The organism is Myxacorys sp. (assembly GCF_059501405.1).
The window spans coordinates 131,032-147,031 of record NZ_JCACCM010000116.1 but is presented as its reverse complement, the minus strand read 5'-3'; the positions used below and the strand labels follow the sequence as shown (position 1 = coordinate 147,031).

Below are 16,000 nucleotides of genomic sequence, written 5' to 3'. Positions count from 1 at the left end.
GAAATATCCGAGCCCATTTAAAATTATCTGGGTACTACCACGGATTTTTTATAAAGAAAAGTCAAAGATTTTCCTGTGATCGCAAAGTAACTATTTTAGTTAACCAAAAATACTAATGTCTAGAGCTTGAACAATAGCTTCAACTAAGAACAATCCAGCAACAGAATTTCCAGTTTGATCAATGGCTGGACTGTAGCACGCGATCGCGCCTTGATGCGGCACGATTGCCAGTAGCGCTCCACTCACTCCAGACTTGATCGGCAGGCCAATCCGGACGGCAAAGGCTCCAGAATCTTCGTATAGCCCGCAAGTGAGCATTAGTGTATTGACAATGCGCTGATGCTGAGTCGCGATTGGAGGATAAGCCTCCAAAGAAACGGTGTTAGAGCGCGTCAGCAACAGACCGAGGTGAGCCAGATCGGCAATCGTGCCTGACAAGCAGCAGATATGGTTGTAAGTATCGATCGCGACTTCGGCCTGATCTAGATGTTTCGCTTCCACTAACAGCCGCGCGATCGCACGGTTGGTTTCATTGGTGAGCGATCGCACCGAGTGCAGCATTTTTTCATCCAGCACAAGCTGACTGCCAGCATTGGTATTGAGCCATTGCCGTAAACCTTCACAGCGGCTCTCACCCGAGTTTCCCGTCAAGAATGCGGTGAGCGCGATCGCTCCACTATTAATCATGGGATTACGGGGAAACCCCTGGTCGAGTGACAGTTGAGCGACGGAATGAAAGGGCTGATCCGAAGGCCGCATTCCTACCCGCCGAAACACTGCCTCTGCGCCCCACTGCTCAAGGGCAAACAGCAAGAGAAACGGTTTGATCACACTCATCAGCGTAAACGGCTGCGCCCAATCACCCGCAACAACCTGCTGTCCATCGACTGTTTCAACCTGAATTGTGAGTGTTTGAGGGTTAACGCGAGCCAATTGTGGAATGTAGTCTGGCAACCGTCCATGAGAGATGAGCGATCGCGCTTGAGTGAGCCAACGATCGAGTTGAGCAGGTGTGAGCATTGCCAGACTCATAGGAATTCTGGGTTAACCTTTCCCGCGTCTCATCTCGCTTCGTTAAACTCGATCGTGTCTTCGGTATATTCAATCGGCAAGACTGCCATCAGATTCTCACTTGGGCGCGGAATGTAGTGAGAGGACAAGAACAGTTTATCGCCCTCTTTATACGGGTTCATTTTCTTGGCGGCTTCAATGCCAGCCTCAACGGCAATCTTGACTTCTGAGACATTGCCGCGCACCACGATTGTGACGTACGCACCGCTGACCTTCTCCATCTCAACGAGGGTGACGCGAGCGGCTTTACACATAACATCTGCGACCGAGAGGGCAGGCGGCAACCCACGCACCTCGACCATTCCAACAGCGTAGCCCATGACCAAAACTCCCTTCCAGGTTCTAATACCTAAGATTATTACAGCATCGTGGGATTTGGTGAAATGATTTGGCTTGTGGAATCTATTAGAAGAGCTTATGAAACGAGCGTTAGCCTCTAGGGTGGAGAAGAACAGAATTTCAGGAGCCGAGGGACGATGAGAGGACTTGTCGCACGGCAATGAGCAAATCTTCTGACGTGCAAGGCTTGGGTAAGAACGTTTTAACGCCAGCGGCTTGAGTCTGGGCTTCGTTGGTGCTGAGTCCGCTCAGGGCGATGATCTTAACCTGCGGATTGAGCCGCTGTAAGGTGCGAATCGCGGTGATGCCATCCATCGAAGGCATCATGATATCCATCACCACAGCACGAATTTTAGCCTGATGTTGAGCATAGAGAGCGATCGCATCAATGCCGTCACGAGCCGTCATCACTTGATACTGATGCGCTTCTAGCGTCGCCTTTAAAACCTCTCGAATCGCGGTTTCATCATCCACGAGCAAAATCAGTTCGCCTTGCCCATCCGAAGTCTCAAGGGCTTGGGTTGGCGGCGCTTCAGACCCGATTAGGGCGGGTAGGAAAATCCTGAACTGCGTGCCTTTGCCAACGACGCTCGACACTTCAACAAATCCCCCGTGACTTTTGACAATGCCGATCACCGTTGAGAGTCCGAGTCCGGTTCCCTTGCCTAGCTCCTTTGTGGTAAAAAACGGTTCAAAAATGTGGTCTAGTACCTCTGGCAGAATGCCAACACCCGTATCGGAGAACGTGACGACGCTAAATGTGCCCACGATCGCGTCTAGGTGCATCCGTGCGTACTGTTCATCGATCACTCGGTTTTCGGCGGTGACATGTAGTTTGCCGCCCTCTGGCATGGCATCCCGTGCATTCACGGCTAGATTGAGAAAGACCTGATGGAGTTGGGTCGCATCTCCAGACACCACCCACAGATCTTGAGGTAGCGTGAGATCGACCTCGACCGATTTGGGAAAGGTCTGCCGCATCATCTGCTGTACATCCCGCAAGAGATGGCGCAACTGAAGAATCGTTCGTTCTCCTTCGATGCCCCGTGCAAATGAGAGGACTTGTTTGACGAGATTTGCGCCTCGCTTGGAATTCGTTTCTAGCATGACTAGCAGCGATCGCGTGGGTTCGTCGAGATCAGACAACTTCATCGGCAAAAGTTGCGCGATCGCGAGAATCGGCGTCAGGATGTTGTTGAGATCATGCGCAATTCCACTGGCTAAGGTTCCTAGACTTTCTAAGCGCTGAGTTCGTAAAAATTGCGCTTCGAGGTCTTTTTTCTCGGTAATATCGGTGTCTACCATCAAGATCGAAACGGGATGTTCTGCCTCATTGCGAACCAGCGTCCAACGGCTTTCGGTAATGACTGATTTACCCGATTTTGTAACTTTCGAGAGTTCGCCTTGCCATTCTCCCTGCTGAAAGACTGTGGTGTGGGCAAGGTCTAAGGCTTGAGATGAACTGCGATGGAGGAATTGAGTGACATCTTGGTGCAGCGCTTCTTCGCCTGTCCACCCGTAGAGCCGCTCTGCTCCTTTATTCCAAAACGTAAGCTGATAGTCTAAGTTACAAACATAAATGGCATTGGTCGCAACATCGATTAAGGTTGCTTGTTCACGAATGGTTTGTTCAGCGAGTTTGCGATCGGTAATGTCAACACAAGAGCCAATGTATCCTAAAAATTCTCCGTCTGGGGCAAAGCGCGGTGTCCCTTCGTCTAGAATCCAACGATATTCGCCATCCGATCGGCGCAGTCGATATTCCATCCGAAAGGATTGACGGGCATCAAAGGCAGTGGTGTAGGTCTCAAAGCAATCGACCCGATCGTCAGCATGAACGCTCATGACCCAACCGTCACCAAGTTCTTGCTCTAGCGATCGCCCTGTCAACTCCATCCAGACCCGATTGAAATAGATCCGTGCCTTCTCAACATCAGAAAGCCAAATCAGTACCGGAGCAGTATCTGCCATCATGCGAAAGCGGGCTTCGCTCTCTCGCAGGGCGGCTTCGGTCTGCTGTCGCTCAATCAGTTCGGTTTGCACTTGATGGTACAGTCCAGCCTGCTGAATGGCGATACTAACTTGAGTGGCAATGTGCTTGAGTAATTCAATTTCAGAGAGTTCCCACGATCGCACGTCCGAGCAGTGATGAGCAATCAGCAGTCCCCACAGCGTTTCCCCTTGCAAAATCGGCACAACGAGGTTGGCTCTAACTTGAAATTGAGACAACAGATCGGCATAGCACGGGGTCACGTCAGCCGCGTGGATATCTGCGATCGCGCTCACACGTCCTTGCCGGTAAGGTTCTACATACTGTTCGCTTAAACACGGATCGTAGATTTTGGTGGATAGAATCGCCGTCCACTCTTCTCCGACTGATTCAACGGCGATTGTGCCGCGCCAATCTGGGGTAAAGCGAAATAGCAGCACGCGATCGGTCTGTAAAACCTGTCGCACTTCATCCACGGTGGTCTGCAATATTTCATCTAAATTGAGCGATTGCCGAATCCGCTGAGCAATGTGAGCGACAAGATTTTCCGGGTCGGTTTGCTGATGGGGCAACATCTCAGAATCCTGTAGAGCAGGTATGGATTGGTTGACGGTTTCAGCGGGGTTGCGCCCTGCACGAATTGCGAGTTGCGGGCGTGTTTGCTCTAACTCGTGCGGCTCTGAAGTTGCGCTCTGCGCGATTCTTGCCGCAAATTGATCTTGTAGAACAGCACTGAGCCGATCGAGCGTCGTCACACCGATCAAATTGCCTTGCTCATCCAAAACAGGCAGATGGCGAATCTGATGTTGACGCAGTAAAGACAACGCCGTGAGGAGCGTTTGTGTCGGTAGGGTTTGAGCTGAATGGATTTGAGTTAAGCAGGTTGATGGCAGGGTGAGCGTCACCACGTCTGGCGACATCACGTCTGCGATCGTCAATTTCGAGAGATCTACACCCTTAGCAATGAGTTGAACAACGTCGTGTTCGGTGAAGATGCCGACCAATTGCTGACGAGCCGGATCTCGTTGATCTGCCTCAACCACTAGAATGCAGCTTTCAAATTGAGAACGGGAGATGAGTTGAGACGTTGGCTGAGACGTTGATGGAAAATGCGGTGCGTGATTAAGTAGAGTTCCAAATGGCTGGATCTGTACATTGCCAGAATTGCACAGAGCGCGAATAGCATCCGCCACGATCGTATGCGGTGCGACCGTTAGCGGAAGTTGATCGATCACGGATTCTTCTAAGGCGGGCAGCGCAACCCAGGAATAAGACGGCGGCATAACCACTCCTATATCTCTAGGATGAGTTAAACCTATCACCTCAGTTTACAGAAGTCATATCAAAATCAAGGGAACTTAATTCTACTGGAGTGCCTACTCCGTTACAAAAACGCTGGACGCTATAGGAATCAATAGATCGTTTGCGAATTCGTTACACAATTGATTCACAAAGGATCACAGTTCGTTTTAAAACTACAGTTCGTTCTAAAACTTCCTAGCAGGGCAATACTTGCGATCGCGATCAGACTGCGGTTCTTGCCAAGAGTAAGCGAAGTGACTAATCGATGAAATTCGTGGGGCAAATCGCCGCAGTGCTTCCATCTGCACTTCTAACGGGGGACGGTTACTGATCGATTGCTGCCAAATTCCGGCTAACACAGGTTTAACTTGCGTTCCTGGTCGGGCTTGGCTCATGACACGCTGCACCTGACTAACAATGCAGTCGGCTCGACCACAAACTCCGTATGACATAGGATGCCACTCAATGCTGCTAGGAAATCGATCCCACGGCTGTAATCGGGAATCGAATCCGCCCCGCCCGATCGTTTGGTTGCCCTCTGGAAAAAAGACCGCTCCGGCAGGAATTCCCGCTTGCCGAGCCGGGTAGACGGCGGCATTCAAAAAGTCCACGACGCCTTGCATCGCGTGGGCAACACCCAAGCGCCAAAGATCTGTTTGCAAAATTGCATGACGTTGAGCAACAGAAGCACGAAACTCATTGGCGAGCGGTTGGCGTCCTTGCCACATGGGAGTTGTTTCGTTGCGAAAGAGTTTATCAACGGCAACCACATCCGCCGCATTAATGAACCCACGATCGAGGAATCGCTTAATTAGCTCTCGCCCTTTGCCATTGGTTCCGCGATCGTAAAACGCTTTTCGAGCCGCTTCTCCATAGATCCAAAGATCCCGCACTTTAGTTGCGATCGAGGCATTGCCAACACTGCGCGGATACCGAATATAGTCGAACAAAATTCCATCGGGGCGGCGTTTTAGCACCGCTTGCACCATTTGGTAATAGTCTTGTTTCGCCGCCAAACTATACGGATCGATAAACGCTTCGTTGGGATTGAGACTGCCCAAATCGGTACTCAGTCCCGCAATCGTGTTGGCAGACAAGCTCGTTTGTCCGCGACCATTGCGTAAGAGTGAAATCTGCTTATTGGGTCGAATCGCGTAGCTATAGCCAAAATTCATGGAGAACATCCAGGCGTAAACGCCTAAGCCACGTTCTCGTCCTTTCTGAATCACCTGTGCCAAAAGATCAGCTTTTTCGTTGCCGTAGCTTCTGACGACAGGTTGCCAGGCGGTCGGATTGTCAGCTGCAGGTAATAACACCTGTCCGTTGTAGAAGGTTTCAACATATACCTGGTTGTAGCCGCGATCGACAATGCGATCTAATACTTCATCTAGCGCTCCGGGCCGCAGGTCACACTCATACAGCCGTATCCAAATGGCTTGCGTTTTCAGCCAGTTCTGACCGCGACACTGTTTCAGTTGATTGGCTTGTTTAGCAATGATGTCTTGATATCGCTGCCGCGCCTCTTTTTTTCCGCTCATCGCATCACGGCGAGCGATTTCTTTTTGGGCAATGCCATCCGATGTTTGTTGACAGTAGGGAAGAAAATCGGCGGCTCCAGCAGGAGGAATCCAGAAATTTTGCGCCATCAGACTCGCTCCTGCAAGAGAGACTAAACTTCGAGTGATGGTATTGCCAACGTGTTTTGTAATGTTTTGAAGTCCGACAGAGCGAAACGCAGCGGCACTACTACTCCAAGGAAAAAGACGCCCATTAACCATAGAACGATCGCACAACCCTTATAAAACAGCTAAACCTCCTCACCCTCAGTCTTATAAACCAGAAGTAGGAGAGTGGTCACAAAAAATCACCAAATAGCTTTAACAAGACCGCTTTAAGCAGGTCAAATTTGAGCAAGTCAAATATGGGTGCCAGACCATTTAGTGACAGAAGCGACAGAAAGGTTTCAACCTTGCACCCTAGAGTGTACCTTTTTCAGTTTCAAGACTAATACTGCGATCGCAATCCTTGCACAATCTATATTCTTGTTAATAGAAAAAAGCAGGGACATTCAGCCCTGCTTTTTTTCTATGAAAGATGCTATGGAAGACGACTTACTCTTGAATCGGGTTTTGAGGTGGAGTTTTGCTTCTCGGCGACGGATTCTAAAGCGCGAGTCGATGGGTGAAGAGAGAGGGCTTGCGCGATCGCGCTCAATCGCCGCGCCTGATCTCGACTAATGCTGTACTCGGTGTTGCCAAGTCCGGGGGCATCCCATCGGCGAGTCGCAGGGTTAATGTAGGAGTACGTGCGTGCCCGCAGAACGGCGTCGGTTCCTTGAAAGCCTTCGGTGTAGGCTTGGCGGAGTCGCTCAATATAGCCACCGCTTGCGAGGGCCGCTAACGGAGCTTGATTGGCTAAATCGATCGCATTCAACTGCTCTTCCAAAGATAGTTTCAATCCGCTTAGTTCTGCTGTTTGACGGATAATCTCAAACTGCCGACGCAATCGATTGAGTTGTCGTTCATCGGCTTCTTCTGGCGATCGTGCTCCATGCTGATAGGAGAAACTACCCAAATTCCACTGTGCATTTCCCGGATCGACATGTCCGTAGTACGCCCAAGTTTTTCCACCGTTTGGCGTCCGGGTTCCCTCGGCACTACCAACGGCAGTCGCGACTAGAGAATCAGATCCGCCCTCGAAAAGCTGGTCAGCAGATAGAAAAAGGGCAGGATGAGGAGCAGGTGCGATCGCATCGGCTCCGATCAATATCGGCGGTTCAGAGGTTAGCGGCTCAGACCTTGATGCGTTGGAAGAGTCAAATGCGTTGGAATTAATGACATCTCGGCGCGATGAAGGCTGAAAAGTGACTGCGACACGCTTTGCAACACGACGCGCAGAGTCGCTTCTCGACGTGCTTGGAAGCGCGGTAGTTTGTTTAACGGGTACTACAACTTGAGAAGAACTATCTTTCTGATCATCAGCGCTAATCTGTTTAGGTTCACTCTTGCTGCGATCGCGGTATGAAGGCAGTTCTTCTCGGTTTGAATGGATTGCCTCTTTTGCAGGAGGCGCAAAATTTAACACGGTGCCCGCTTGAGCAGATCTCACAGCACCAAACATCAGAGCCGCGAGGCTCATCGCTACAACCACAAGTCGTTTCATGGTGTTTGTAAGGTTCGTTGCAAAAGGGTTCTATCAGGTTCAACAATTGCCCAGGTTTTATCCGGTTGCTTCAGCAACGCCGCAAATTGCAAAATAGTTGCCGTTCCAAGCGGTTGTCCTTGCTTGAGTGAGCCAATCGTCGGCGATCGCAGCCCACAATATCGAAACAGGTAAGCCGGAATTGTTGGAGTTGAGAAATAAAGGCAACCTCGCTGATCAAGAAACGTGTCTCCGTCGTAGGGCGCAAACACCGGCTTGCCGTCCAGCACAATGGAGATGTCGCCCAAGCCACCTGCAACCTTGTAGCCCGCGATCGCATCTCCCGGCTGCAATTGCCAGGATTGGTAAAGCGGCACATTAGCTTTAGAGCGGGTAGCAAACTGCGATTGGCATCCTCCAGCCATTAGGGCGATCAGTCCTGCCTTAATGCACCCAGAACCGAAACCCTTTATACTCATCCCCATCGTACAAAACCACCAGTTGAGTCTTTGGCTGAAGCTCCACAAAATCATCGGCGTCAACTAGGTAAACGTCTCGCTCAGGGGGCGTATCGGCTCGAACCTGAACTTTGGGCAATTTGCAGTGAGGCTCCTTTAAAATTCCGCGAACCTTACTCTTAGTGGCTCCTTGCTCAACCGTGAGGAGCCTTGCAATCTGCTCTTTTGAAAGTTTGCTGGCTGTCTTCGTGACCTTCTGACAGGGTTCGCTTGCTTTACTGCCAAACGAGGGCAAACTGTGTGACTCTAAAAGCAGCGCAATCACGAGTAATGCGGCTCCTCCCGCCAACCACTGTTTTAAGGTCAGTGTTTCAAGCTTACGAACATACATCACAGCAACTTCCCTCCAATCAGCAACCCAACGGTAATTAGCAGCAAGCGATAAACGCTGACCGAATTGACTTGAGGCAGAAATAGCGCTGCATAAATTGCCATCAGTGCTGGAACAAACACCAACATCGAGACCGGCAGGGCTAGTGCTGGCAGGCTACTTGCGATCGCGCTCAGTCCGTACCGCAACCCGATCGATGCGAAGATCCACAGCAGGGCATCAAGGGCAATGGCAGACGGTTTGGACGGCAGATGCGTTGCTCGCTGCCAAATCTGCAAAGCAACAGACTTCAAGGTGTGACGCCGACTTCGGCGGGAAGGACGACGGGAAGAGGCAGAGAAAGCAGGAATAGGCGAGGAAGCTGTTCGAGCTTGCATGACCTCTGGCATTTGAAGTTCTGGCATCTGTTCTGGAAGGGATTCTGATGCGGCTGGACTAGACGGCTGAGCAGATCCTTCAGCTTTGGCAGAATAGACCGGCAGTTCAAGACTTGATGCTTTTCGGTCAGAAGCGTCAACATCTTGCGCGATCGCTCTCAACGCTTCCATCTCTTCTACAATGGAGGCGGACTGTTGGCTAATGTGTTGAAGCTCTTGTTCCAGTTGAGCAAACCGAGACGCGATCGTGGAGCGAGACACGTCCCAAATGGGTTTGACTTGGGTAGAAATAGTTTGCTTAGATTTAGTAGCCGCCTGACGCTTCGTTTTTGCGGGAGTCTTAGTGCTCGGCTGGCGTTTTCGCTTCGGAGCTACCTCCGGTTCTGAAGCAACCGATTCGCTCCCCTCGGTCAATATTGGCTGATCTGCTAGCCGAGACGTGCGCCGCGTCTTTGCACTAGATTGTCCTTGTACTCGTGTGGATTGGCTGTCTGCTTTTAGTTCTGTCATGGCGGCTCCTGAGGCTAGCGAATCACCTTATCACTATAGTACAGAAGTACTATTAATAGTATTAGTGTACTAAAAGCAATAAGTCAAGCCATTTAGCGATCGTAAATTCACAGTTCTTAACCCAGATTCTTAACCAACAGATAAGCAGAGACTCAGCCTGATTCTTAGAAAGCTCTCTATTCATAAAAGGCTCCCTATCATAAAATGGCGCATCTTGTGATAGTCAAGACAAAATTTCATGTTTAGATGCCTTACCCTAAAAGCAGAGCTACTAGAGGACAATCGCTATGGGTCTAAAACGCCGTGTTGAAATTATTCCATTAGCATCGATAAAAAGCGGAATGGCGGAATTCTACACGCCCCAATCAAGCCACGAAACGATGTTAGTCAATGTTCCGGCTGGTACGATTGATGACCTGTTCGTACATCACTTCCAAACCGATCAACTGCTCGTGGTGCGTGGAAGCTTCGTTCTAGTGGTGTTACAAAATCGTAGCTATCAATACATTCCGCTAACTGAAAGGCAACCCACGATTGTTAAGGTTCCTCCTGGCGTTCCTCACGGGGCGATCAACCCAAGCGCTGAGCCGTGTGTATTAGTTAATGCTGTATTAAGACATGGGGCAGCTTGTGAACGAGACGATCGCCCACTTCGGCAACCATTCCCCTACGATATGAATACAGCCAATCGACTCCTACAAGACCTCAACTATCTGACGACGGCATAGTGACGTCTTAACTGGTCTTCTGGCTCTATCCACCCTGTTCGCATTTACATGCTTGTTGTCCATGCCGTTGACCATTCTTGTAGCTGAAGACGACTTAGGCACTCGCCTCTCCATTAGTGATTACCTCGAATCCTGTGGTTACTCAGTATTGTCAGCTGAGAACGGCAAGGAAGCGTTTGCCCTAGTTGAAACCGATCAGCCCCATTTAATCGTTACTGATGTCACCATGCCGCAGATGGATGGCTATGAATTCGTTAAGCAAGTCCGCAAGCGTCCTTCAATGCGGTTATTGCCTGTGGTGTTTCTAACAGGACGTACAGATTCCCAAGAACGGGTGTTAGGTTATCAGCTTGGCTGTGATGTATATTTGGCAAAACCGTTCGAGTTGACAGAGCTTGGTGCGGTCGTCCGAAATTTGCTCGATCGAGTGCAGATGATCGAGTCAGAATGGCGATCGCGGATGCAAGCGGCAGAACCAACGGAGCGACCGGAGTCCCTCAGTAAATATTCCCCGTCGCTTATTGACTTAACATCGCGCGAGAAAGAGGTGCTGATCTTGCTTAGTGATGGACTCTCGAACGGTCAAATCGGGGGCCAGCTTCATCTCAGTTCTCGCACCGTCGAGAAGTATGTCAGTAGTTTGCTTAGAAAAACAGACACCAACAATCGAGCAGAATTAGTCCGCTATGCGATCGAGCATCAGCTTGTGGATTAGCTTGGGTTAGAAGACATTTTGGTTTTAGTAGAGCAAATTCTTCAATGCCGCAACGGGTTATCTTGCGGTCACTTCCGCCATCATGGCCACAAACACGCCATTGTGGTCGCTCATCTTCCCCTTCTCTGGCGTTGTGCCCTCCCAAGCCCCCACATTCACCAGATGAGGCACTAAACTCCTAGACAGACAAATGTGATCCACCGTTGCCCGCGAAAGCCCTTTGGCTCTCATATTTTCTTTGGTCAGACAATCCAGTGAAAGCTCATCCAAGGCTGCACTTAACATCGCAACTGACTCTTTTTCTTCATACCAACCCGAACCATCTCGGCTTTGATTGAAGTCACCTGCAATGCACATGAGATGATTGGGATACTGCTTCTGAATGCGTAACCAATCTTGATGATGCTGACGAATAGATTGACGATGCTCTTCCCATCGCTTAGCCGTCCCACTGATCCCTTTCTCGTTAGCGTAAGGGATCACAGTTCCGTAGACCAACATTGCACCAAATGGTGAATCAACTTCGGCACAAACCGCATAAGTCGGATCAAAGGTGGGAATGCAACTCCGTATCTTCCAGCGTGACCAAATCGTTGCAAGATTTTCACCAGCTTCGTAATACTCGGAGGCGCAAGACGCAACAGATTCGTAATCGCTTCCAAGCGCGATCGCAGCGTTCGTTTCAGTCAGTACCCACACATCTGCATCAATAGCGAAAATCTGATCGAGACGGCGCTGATTTTTAGTCCAGCCATTTTGCTTGGGGCGTTCAAGATTCCAAGTCGCCATGCGAAACTTAACAGATGAATTCACAATGATGTCTTGCTAATTGCTTCAACATCATTTAGCCCCAAACTCCAAAGCGAGATAACAAACCGCTTTAGCGGCGAACTAGTTCTTTTTCTCGAATCACGTAGTTCAACAATCCTTCGCAAGCATCCATCAACAAATCAATCACCTGATTAAACCCTTCTTCACCGCCGTAGTAAGGATCAGGCACTTCCTTCAGGGTGTGACGAGTGCAAAAATTACACATCAAGCGAACCTTGTCGCGGTACGTCCTAGCCCGGTCAACAGAACAGATTTCTTCATAGTTATCGCGATCCATTGCTAGGATCAAATCAAATTCTTCAAAGTCCGATCGCACAAATTGCCGCGCCTGACCAACCAGATCAATTCCTTGCGCCTTAGCTGCGATCGTCATTCTGCGATCGGGCGGACTGCCAATGTGGTAACTCGATGTTCCAGCAGAATCACACACAATTTCGCCGCTCAACCCTGCATCCCGAATCAAATGATTCATGATGTTCTCAGCCGACGGAGAGCGACAGATATTTCCCAAACAGACAAACAGCAATTTGTAAGCCATAGACCTAACAAGATTGAACCGGGCAATCAGTCCATCATATCGCCCGGTTCAACCTTATTTTGCTTTATGGAAACCAGTGTAGAACCTACGTTCTAGAACCTACGTCCAACAACGTTTAGCCCATCATTCCTGGAAGATTCAAACCACCCGTGAGGTCTTCCATCTTCTCGCGCATGGTGGCGGTAGATTTTGTATAAGAATCTTTCATCGCTGCCAACACCAAGTCAGACAACACATCCGCCTCTTCTTGCAACGCTTCTGGCGTCAGAACGACACGCAAAGGTTCCTGGTTGCCGCTCATCACCACCTTGACGATGCCGCCACCCGCTTCACCTTCAATCTCCATCGCCTCTAGTTCTTCCTGAAGTTTCTTTGCCCCTTCTTGAACTTGTTGCGCTTTTTTGATGGCGTCGGCAAACTCTTTCATTTTGCCAAGCCCGAAGCCGAATCCCTGTCCTTGTGACATAACTTCCTATGTAAAGTCAAACAGCTACATTATGACATCGGCTCGCTGAATCATGACATCAGTTCAAGACATTAGCCGAATTCGAGCCACAAGCTTTAAAGTGCGGTTTGTAATTTGTAACTTAATTGAATAAAGATAACCGATACAGTAAGTAGAGTTCATCTTGTCAAGAAGCGATCGTCAGACTTACACTGAGCACCAGCTTGCTTCTAACGATTCAACCTACTTGCGTTAAAGGAAACCTCTAGAGGCAGCAAACCTCTCACTCTCGAATCACTCACCACAGCCTAACTTATCTGGAACTCACCTAGCATCTTGACTTCTGGCTCTAACCACAACGACCATTCTTGCTGAACCCGAGATTGAACGTGGTGAATCAGTTGAAAGATGTCTGTCGCCGTGGCACCACCGCAATTCAAAATAAAATTAGCGTGGCGCTGAGCAACTTGAGCACCCCCGATTTGATGTCCCTTTAGCCCAACCTGCTCGATCAGCCAGCCCGCTTTGTGAGAGTCAGGATTTCGGAACACGCTTCCACAGCTGGGAAAGTCGTAGGGTTGCGTGCGCTGTCGCTGTTGTTTGTGAGCGTCTGTGAGGGCAACTAGCTCCGTTGGATTAGCGCTCGGCTGTAGTTGGAAGGTGGCTTGGGTGACGAGCTTCTGGCTGCCTTGGAGGGCAGAAGTTCGATACTGATATTTCAGATCATCTGGAGTCAGGATTTTGGTTGAGCCATTTGGAAGGACGACCTGAGTGTCCACCAGAATATCTGCTACACAGTCTCCGTGTGCGCCTGCGTTCATCACCACAGCACCGCCTACCGTACCTGGGATGCCAACTGCCCATTCAAACCCTTGCCAACCGCGATCGGCAAGTCTCCACGCTAATCTCGGCAACGGTTCCCCGGCCCCAACCGTCACCCGTCCGCTCGCTTCGTCAAATTCGGCATAACGCAAAAACCGAGTTGAAATTACGAGTCCTGAGATGCCGCGATCGCTCACGAGCAAATTTGATCCGGCTCCCAGCATCGTCACTGGCAGCCCTTGCGATCGCGCCCAATCTAAACTCGCGTGTAGCTCATCGAGCCGCCTCGGCGCAATATACCATTCTGCCGGGCCGCCCACTCGAAATGACGTTAGCGATGCCATCGGAACATTCGCTTTGATCATTAAGTCAGTACCAGGGAGGGGGATCATGGCCAGCTTTTTGTGCGGTTCCTCCGGAGCCGCGATCGGCGCTAATCGAGCGGTGGGTCGGGCGTAAAGTCCTGTGCTAGAAAAGCCGAGCTTCACAGAAGCGGGAACAGTCCGAGGATCACTAGAGAGAGTCATATGGGTTTCGTTATTTTTTTGAAGGCTCCAACCCGAGACTAAGGCGAGTCTCGCTGAGGGAGCTTAAGCATTCACAGCGCAGACAAAATTAAGAAGCTGCTTTCTCAGCCACTTGCTGAGTTGAGATCGCGTCCGGGATCAGTTGGTTCAGATTTCCGGCCCCCAAAAAGATCACCAGATCACCCGGAGCCAGCGTTGCCGCTAGAAAATTGCTAATGGCAGGTAGCGTCGGTTGGTAGTGTACCCTTGAATGGCGTGTGGCGAATAAATCAGCAACCTGCTGACCGTTAATCTGCCCAGAATCAGGTTCACCTGCACTATAAATATCACTAAGGACAACTACATCAGCATCCCGGAAGGATTCGGCAAATTCTGCTAAAAATGTTGCGGTGCGGCTATAGCGGTGCGGTTGAAAGACTGCCACAACCCGGCGCTTTGGCGAAGATTCTGCCGCTTGTAAGCGAGCGGAACTCAAAGTCGCCCGAATTTCACTGGGGTGGTGAGCGTAATCATCGATAAACAGAATGTTGTTTGCGGCTCCGCGATGCTCAAAGCGACGCCGTGCGCCCTCAAAGGAGGCTAAAGCACGAGCAATCACCGGAAATTCAAGCCCTAGTAATCGACCCACCGCAACCGCCGCGATCGCATTGCTCAAGTTGTGATGACCCAGCAATTGAATGTTGAGTTGTCCTAAAACCTGTCCGCGCTCTAACACTCGTGCGGTTGTGCCATCTCCCCCATAGCGGATCTGATCAACGGTATAGTCTGCGCCAGAGTCTGGATTGAGGCTGTAGGAGATGTGCGGAGTAATGCGATCGCGCACAGTTTCACAATCGATGCAGCCAATCGTCACGTTGCAGCGGCTCGCAAACGTTTGGAAGATCTCGACCACTTCATCTAAACTGCTGTAGTGATCAGGATGATCAAGTTCGGCGTTGGTAATAATGCCAACATACGGCTCAAACTTCACCAGTGACCCGTCGGACTCATCGGCTTCTGCTACTAAATAGTCACCCTGTCCAAACCGAGCGTTGCCTTGCCACGCTTTGACCTCGCCGCCAACAATGACCGTCGGATCGAGATCCGCTTCAAGCAACAAATAGCTAATCAAACTGCTCGTTGTCGTCTTGCCGTGAGTGCCTGCGATCGCAATGCTTCGATAGTCCTTAATCAGCGCAGCGAGTAAATCAGACCGATGAAAGATCGGACATCCTAGCTCTAATGCGGCTTGGTATTCGGCATTAGATTCATTGATGGCAGTCGAGCAAATGATTTGCGGTAAAACTGTAGATGCACCAGTCAGGCGGCGGTTGGCAATCGGTGTAACCGTAGCGACAGCAGAAGACGCGATCGCCATCACCTCAGCTTCAGCGCGGACTCGAGAAAAATGCTCAAGATTTGAAGCATCCTGACTTAAAAAAATGTGAGCGCCTAACGTTTTTAGTCGCTCTGTAATATGACTGAGACGCAGATCCGAACCAGAAACTGGAAGCTTACGTTCGAGCAGAACATAAGCAAGGGCTGACATTCCAATTCCACCAATGCCGATGAAATGAAATGGTCTGCCGCTGAAGTCAACGGAAGTCAGCATTTTTGCTCCTTACACACCACACCAATGACACGCGATATCATATCAAGGATTGCTTTTTGACGGTATAGCTAGATCAAAATTTCGATTCCTTTATTTGTGATTCAAAAAATGTCAGTCAAAACTGCACCGTAAAAGCTGAATGTTTCCTTGTGTTACTCGTCAATTCACCACAGATGCTCACCCTAATTTGTTAGATACAGGTCGGAAGTAGTTGATTCCCGAAA

Annotated in this window: 15 protein-coding genes; 2 read left to right on the top strand and 13 right to left on the bottom strand. The window is 50.0% G+C overall.

Annotation, left to right across the window (positions count from 1 at the left end; all coding sequences use genetic code 11):
• Positions 1–99: 99 nt before the first annotated feature.
• The 8 genes from glsA to AC5I6P_RS15595 form a co-directional block, all read right to left on the bottom strand.
• Complete coding sequence (gene glsA / locus AC5I6P_RS15630) at positions 100–1,032, bottom strand: glutaminase A (protein WP_495694700.1); 933 nt, start codon at positions 1,030–1,032, stop codon at positions 100–102.
• A gap of 29 nt (positions 1,033–1,061) precedes the next feature.
• The gene (locus AC5I6P_RS15625) at positions 1,062–1,391 is read right to left on the bottom strand and encodes a carbon dioxide-concentrating mechanism protein CcmK (RefSeq protein WP_495694699.1); all 330 of its coding nucleotides are present in this window, start codon (positions 1,389–1,391) and stop codon (positions 1,062–1,064) included.
• A gap of 139 nt (positions 1,392–1,530) precedes the next feature.
• Positions 1,531–4,683: a PAS domain S-box protein gene (locus AC5I6P_RS15620; protein WP_495694698.1), complete on the bottom strand. Its 3,153-nt coding sequence runs from the start codon at positions 4,681–4,683 to the stop codon at positions 1,531–1,533.
• Positions 4,684–4,887: 204 nt separating this feature from the next.
• A complete protein-coding gene (locus AC5I6P_RS15615) occupies positions 4,888–6,480 on the bottom strand; it encodes a glycoside hydrolase family protein (RefSeq protein ID WP_495694697.1) in 1,593 nt (530 codons plus the stop codon).
• A gap of 319 nt (positions 6,481–6,799) precedes the next feature.
• Complete coding sequence (locus tag AC5I6P_RS15610) at positions 6,800–7,864, bottom strand: hypothetical protein (protein ID WP_495694696.1); 1,065 nt, start codon at positions 7,862–7,864, stop codon at positions 6,800–6,802.
• Positions 7,861–8,322, bottom strand: coding sequence for a hypothetical protein (locus tag AC5I6P_RS15605; RefSeq protein WP_495694695.1), 462 nt, complete (start codon positions 8,320–8,322; stop codon positions 7,861–7,863). The genes AC5I6P_RS15610 and AC5I6P_RS15605 overlap by 4 nt, the downstream gene beginning before the upstream one ends.
• Positions 8,288–8,692, bottom strand: coding sequence for a hypothetical protein (locus AC5I6P_RS15600; protein ID WP_495694721.1), 405 nt, complete (start codon positions 8,690–8,692; stop codon positions 8,288–8,290). Before AC5I6P_RS15600 ends, AC5I6P_RS15605 begins: the two co-directional genes overlap by 35 nt.
• On the bottom strand, positions 8,692–9,579 hold the full coding sequence (locus AC5I6P_RS15595; RefSeq protein WP_495694694.1) for a hypothetical protein: 888 nt from the start codon (positions 9,577–9,579) through the stop codon (positions 8,692–8,694). The genes AC5I6P_RS15600 and AC5I6P_RS15595 overlap by 1 nt, the downstream gene beginning before the upstream one ends.
• Before the next feature lie 287 nt (positions 9,580–9,866).
• On the opposite strand from AC5I6P_RS15595, the gene AC5I6P_RS15590 reads away from it, so the two are divergent.
• Together AC5I6P_RS15590 and AC5I6P_RS15585 are read left to right on the top strand one after the other, a co-directional pair.
• The gene (locus tag AC5I6P_RS15590; protein WP_495694693.1) at positions 9,867–10,307 is read left to right on the top strand and encodes a cupin domain-containing protein; all 441 of its coding nucleotides are present in this window, start codon (positions 9,867–9,869) and stop codon (positions 10,305–10,307) included.
• A 61-nt stretch (positions 10,308–10,368) separates the two neighbouring features.
• Positions 10,369–11,022, top strand: a complete 654-nt coding sequence (locus tag AC5I6P_RS15585; RefSeq protein WP_495694692.1) for a response regulator transcription factor — start codon at positions 10,369–10,371, stop codon at positions 11,020–11,022.
• A 57-nt stretch (positions 11,023–11,079) separates the two neighbouring features.
• Here AC5I6P_RS15585 and AC5I6P_RS15580 read toward each other — a convergent pair whose 3' ends face one another.
• From AC5I6P_RS15580 to murC, 5 genes are all read right to left on the bottom strand, one after another.
• Complete coding sequence (locus AC5I6P_RS15580; RefSeq protein ID WP_495694691.1) at positions 11,080–11,835, bottom strand: endonuclease/exonuclease/phosphatase family protein; 756 nt, start codon at positions 11,833–11,835, stop codon at positions 11,080–11,082.
• Between the two features lie 67 nt (positions 11,836–11,902).
• A complete protein-coding gene (locus tag AC5I6P_RS15575; protein WP_495694690.1) occupies positions 11,903–12,391 on the bottom strand; it encodes a low molecular weight protein-tyrosine-phosphatase in 489 nt (162 codons plus the stop codon).
• A 115-nt stretch (positions 12,392–12,506) separates the two neighbouring features.
• Positions 12,507–12,857, bottom strand: a complete 351-nt coding sequence (locus AC5I6P_RS15570) for a YbaB/EbfC family nucleoid-associated protein (protein ID WP_495694689.1) — start codon at positions 12,855–12,857, stop codon at positions 12,507–12,509.
• 287 nt (positions 12,858–13,144) lie between these two features.
• Entirely contained in the window at positions 13,145–14,185 is a 1,041-nt protein-coding gene (gene murB, locus AC5I6P_RS15565; RefSeq protein ID WP_495694688.1) for a UDP-N-acetylmuramate dehydrogenase, read from the bottom strand.
• Between the two features lie 88 nt (positions 14,186–14,273).
• Positions 14,274–15,776: a UDP-N-acetylmuramate--L-alanine ligase gene (gene murC, locus AC5I6P_RS15560; RefSeq protein WP_495694687.1), complete on the bottom strand. Its 1,503-nt coding sequence runs from the start codon at positions 15,774–15,776 to the stop codon at positions 14,274–14,276.
• Positions 15,777–16,000: the final 224 nt, after the last annotated feature.

Excerpts from the sequence above, each read along its gene's own strand:
- glsA (WP_495694700.1), bottom strand. The coding sequence starts at position 1,032 with ATGAGTCTGGCAATGCTCACACCTGCTCAACTCGATCGTTGGCTCACT.
- AC5I6P_RS15625 (WP_495694699.1), bottom strand. The coding sequence starts at position 1,391 with ATGGGCTACGCTGTTGGAATGGTCGAGGTGCGTGGGTTGCCGCCTGCC.
- AC5I6P_RS15620 (WP_495694698.1), bottom strand. The coding sequence starts at position 4,683 with ATGCCGCCGTCTTATTCCTGGGTTGCGCTGCCCGCCTTAGAAGAATCC.
- AC5I6P_RS15615 (WP_495694697.1), bottom strand. The coding sequence starts at position 6,480 with ATGGTTAATGGGCGTCTTTTTCCTTGGAGTAGTAGTGCCGCTGCGTTT.
- AC5I6P_RS15610 (WP_495694696.1), bottom strand. The coding sequence starts at position 7,864 with ATGAAACGACTTGTGGTTGTAGCGATGAGCCTCGCGGCTCTGATGTTT.
- AC5I6P_RS15605 (WP_495694695.1), bottom strand. The coding sequence starts at position 8,322 with ATGAGTATAAAGGGTTTCGGTTCTGGGTGCATTAAGGCAGGACTGATC.
- AC5I6P_RS15600 (WP_495694721.1), bottom strand. The coding sequence starts at position 8,692 with ATGTATGTTCGTAAGCTTGAAACACTGACCTTAAAACAGTGGTTGGCG.
- AC5I6P_RS15595 (WP_495694694.1), bottom strand. The coding sequence starts at position 9,579 with ATGACAGAACTAAAAGCAGACAGCCAATCCACACGAGTACAAGGACAA.
- AC5I6P_RS15590 (WP_495694693.1), top strand. The coding sequence starts at position 9,867 with ATGGGTCTAAAACGCCGTGTTGAAATTATTCCATTAGCATCGATAAAA.
- AC5I6P_RS15585 (WP_495694692.1), top strand. The coding sequence starts at position 10,369 with ATGCCGTTGACCATTCTTGTAGCTGAAGACGACTTAGGCACTCGCCTC.
- AC5I6P_RS15575 (WP_495694690.1), bottom strand. The coding sequence starts at position 12,391 with ATGGCTTACAAATTGCTGTTTGTCTGTTTGGGAAATATCTGTCGCTCT.
- AC5I6P_RS15570 (WP_495694689.1), bottom strand. The coding sequence starts at position 12,857 with ATGTCACAAGGACAGGGATTCGGCTTCGGGCTTGGCAAAATGAAAGAG.
- murB (WP_495694688.1), bottom strand. The coding sequence starts at position 14,185 with ATGACTCTCTCTAGTGATCCTCGGACTGTTCCCGCTTCTGTGAAGCTC.
- murC (WP_495694687.1), bottom strand. The coding sequence starts at position 15,776 with ATGCTGACTTCCGTTGACTTCAGCGGCAGACCATTTCATTTCATCGGC.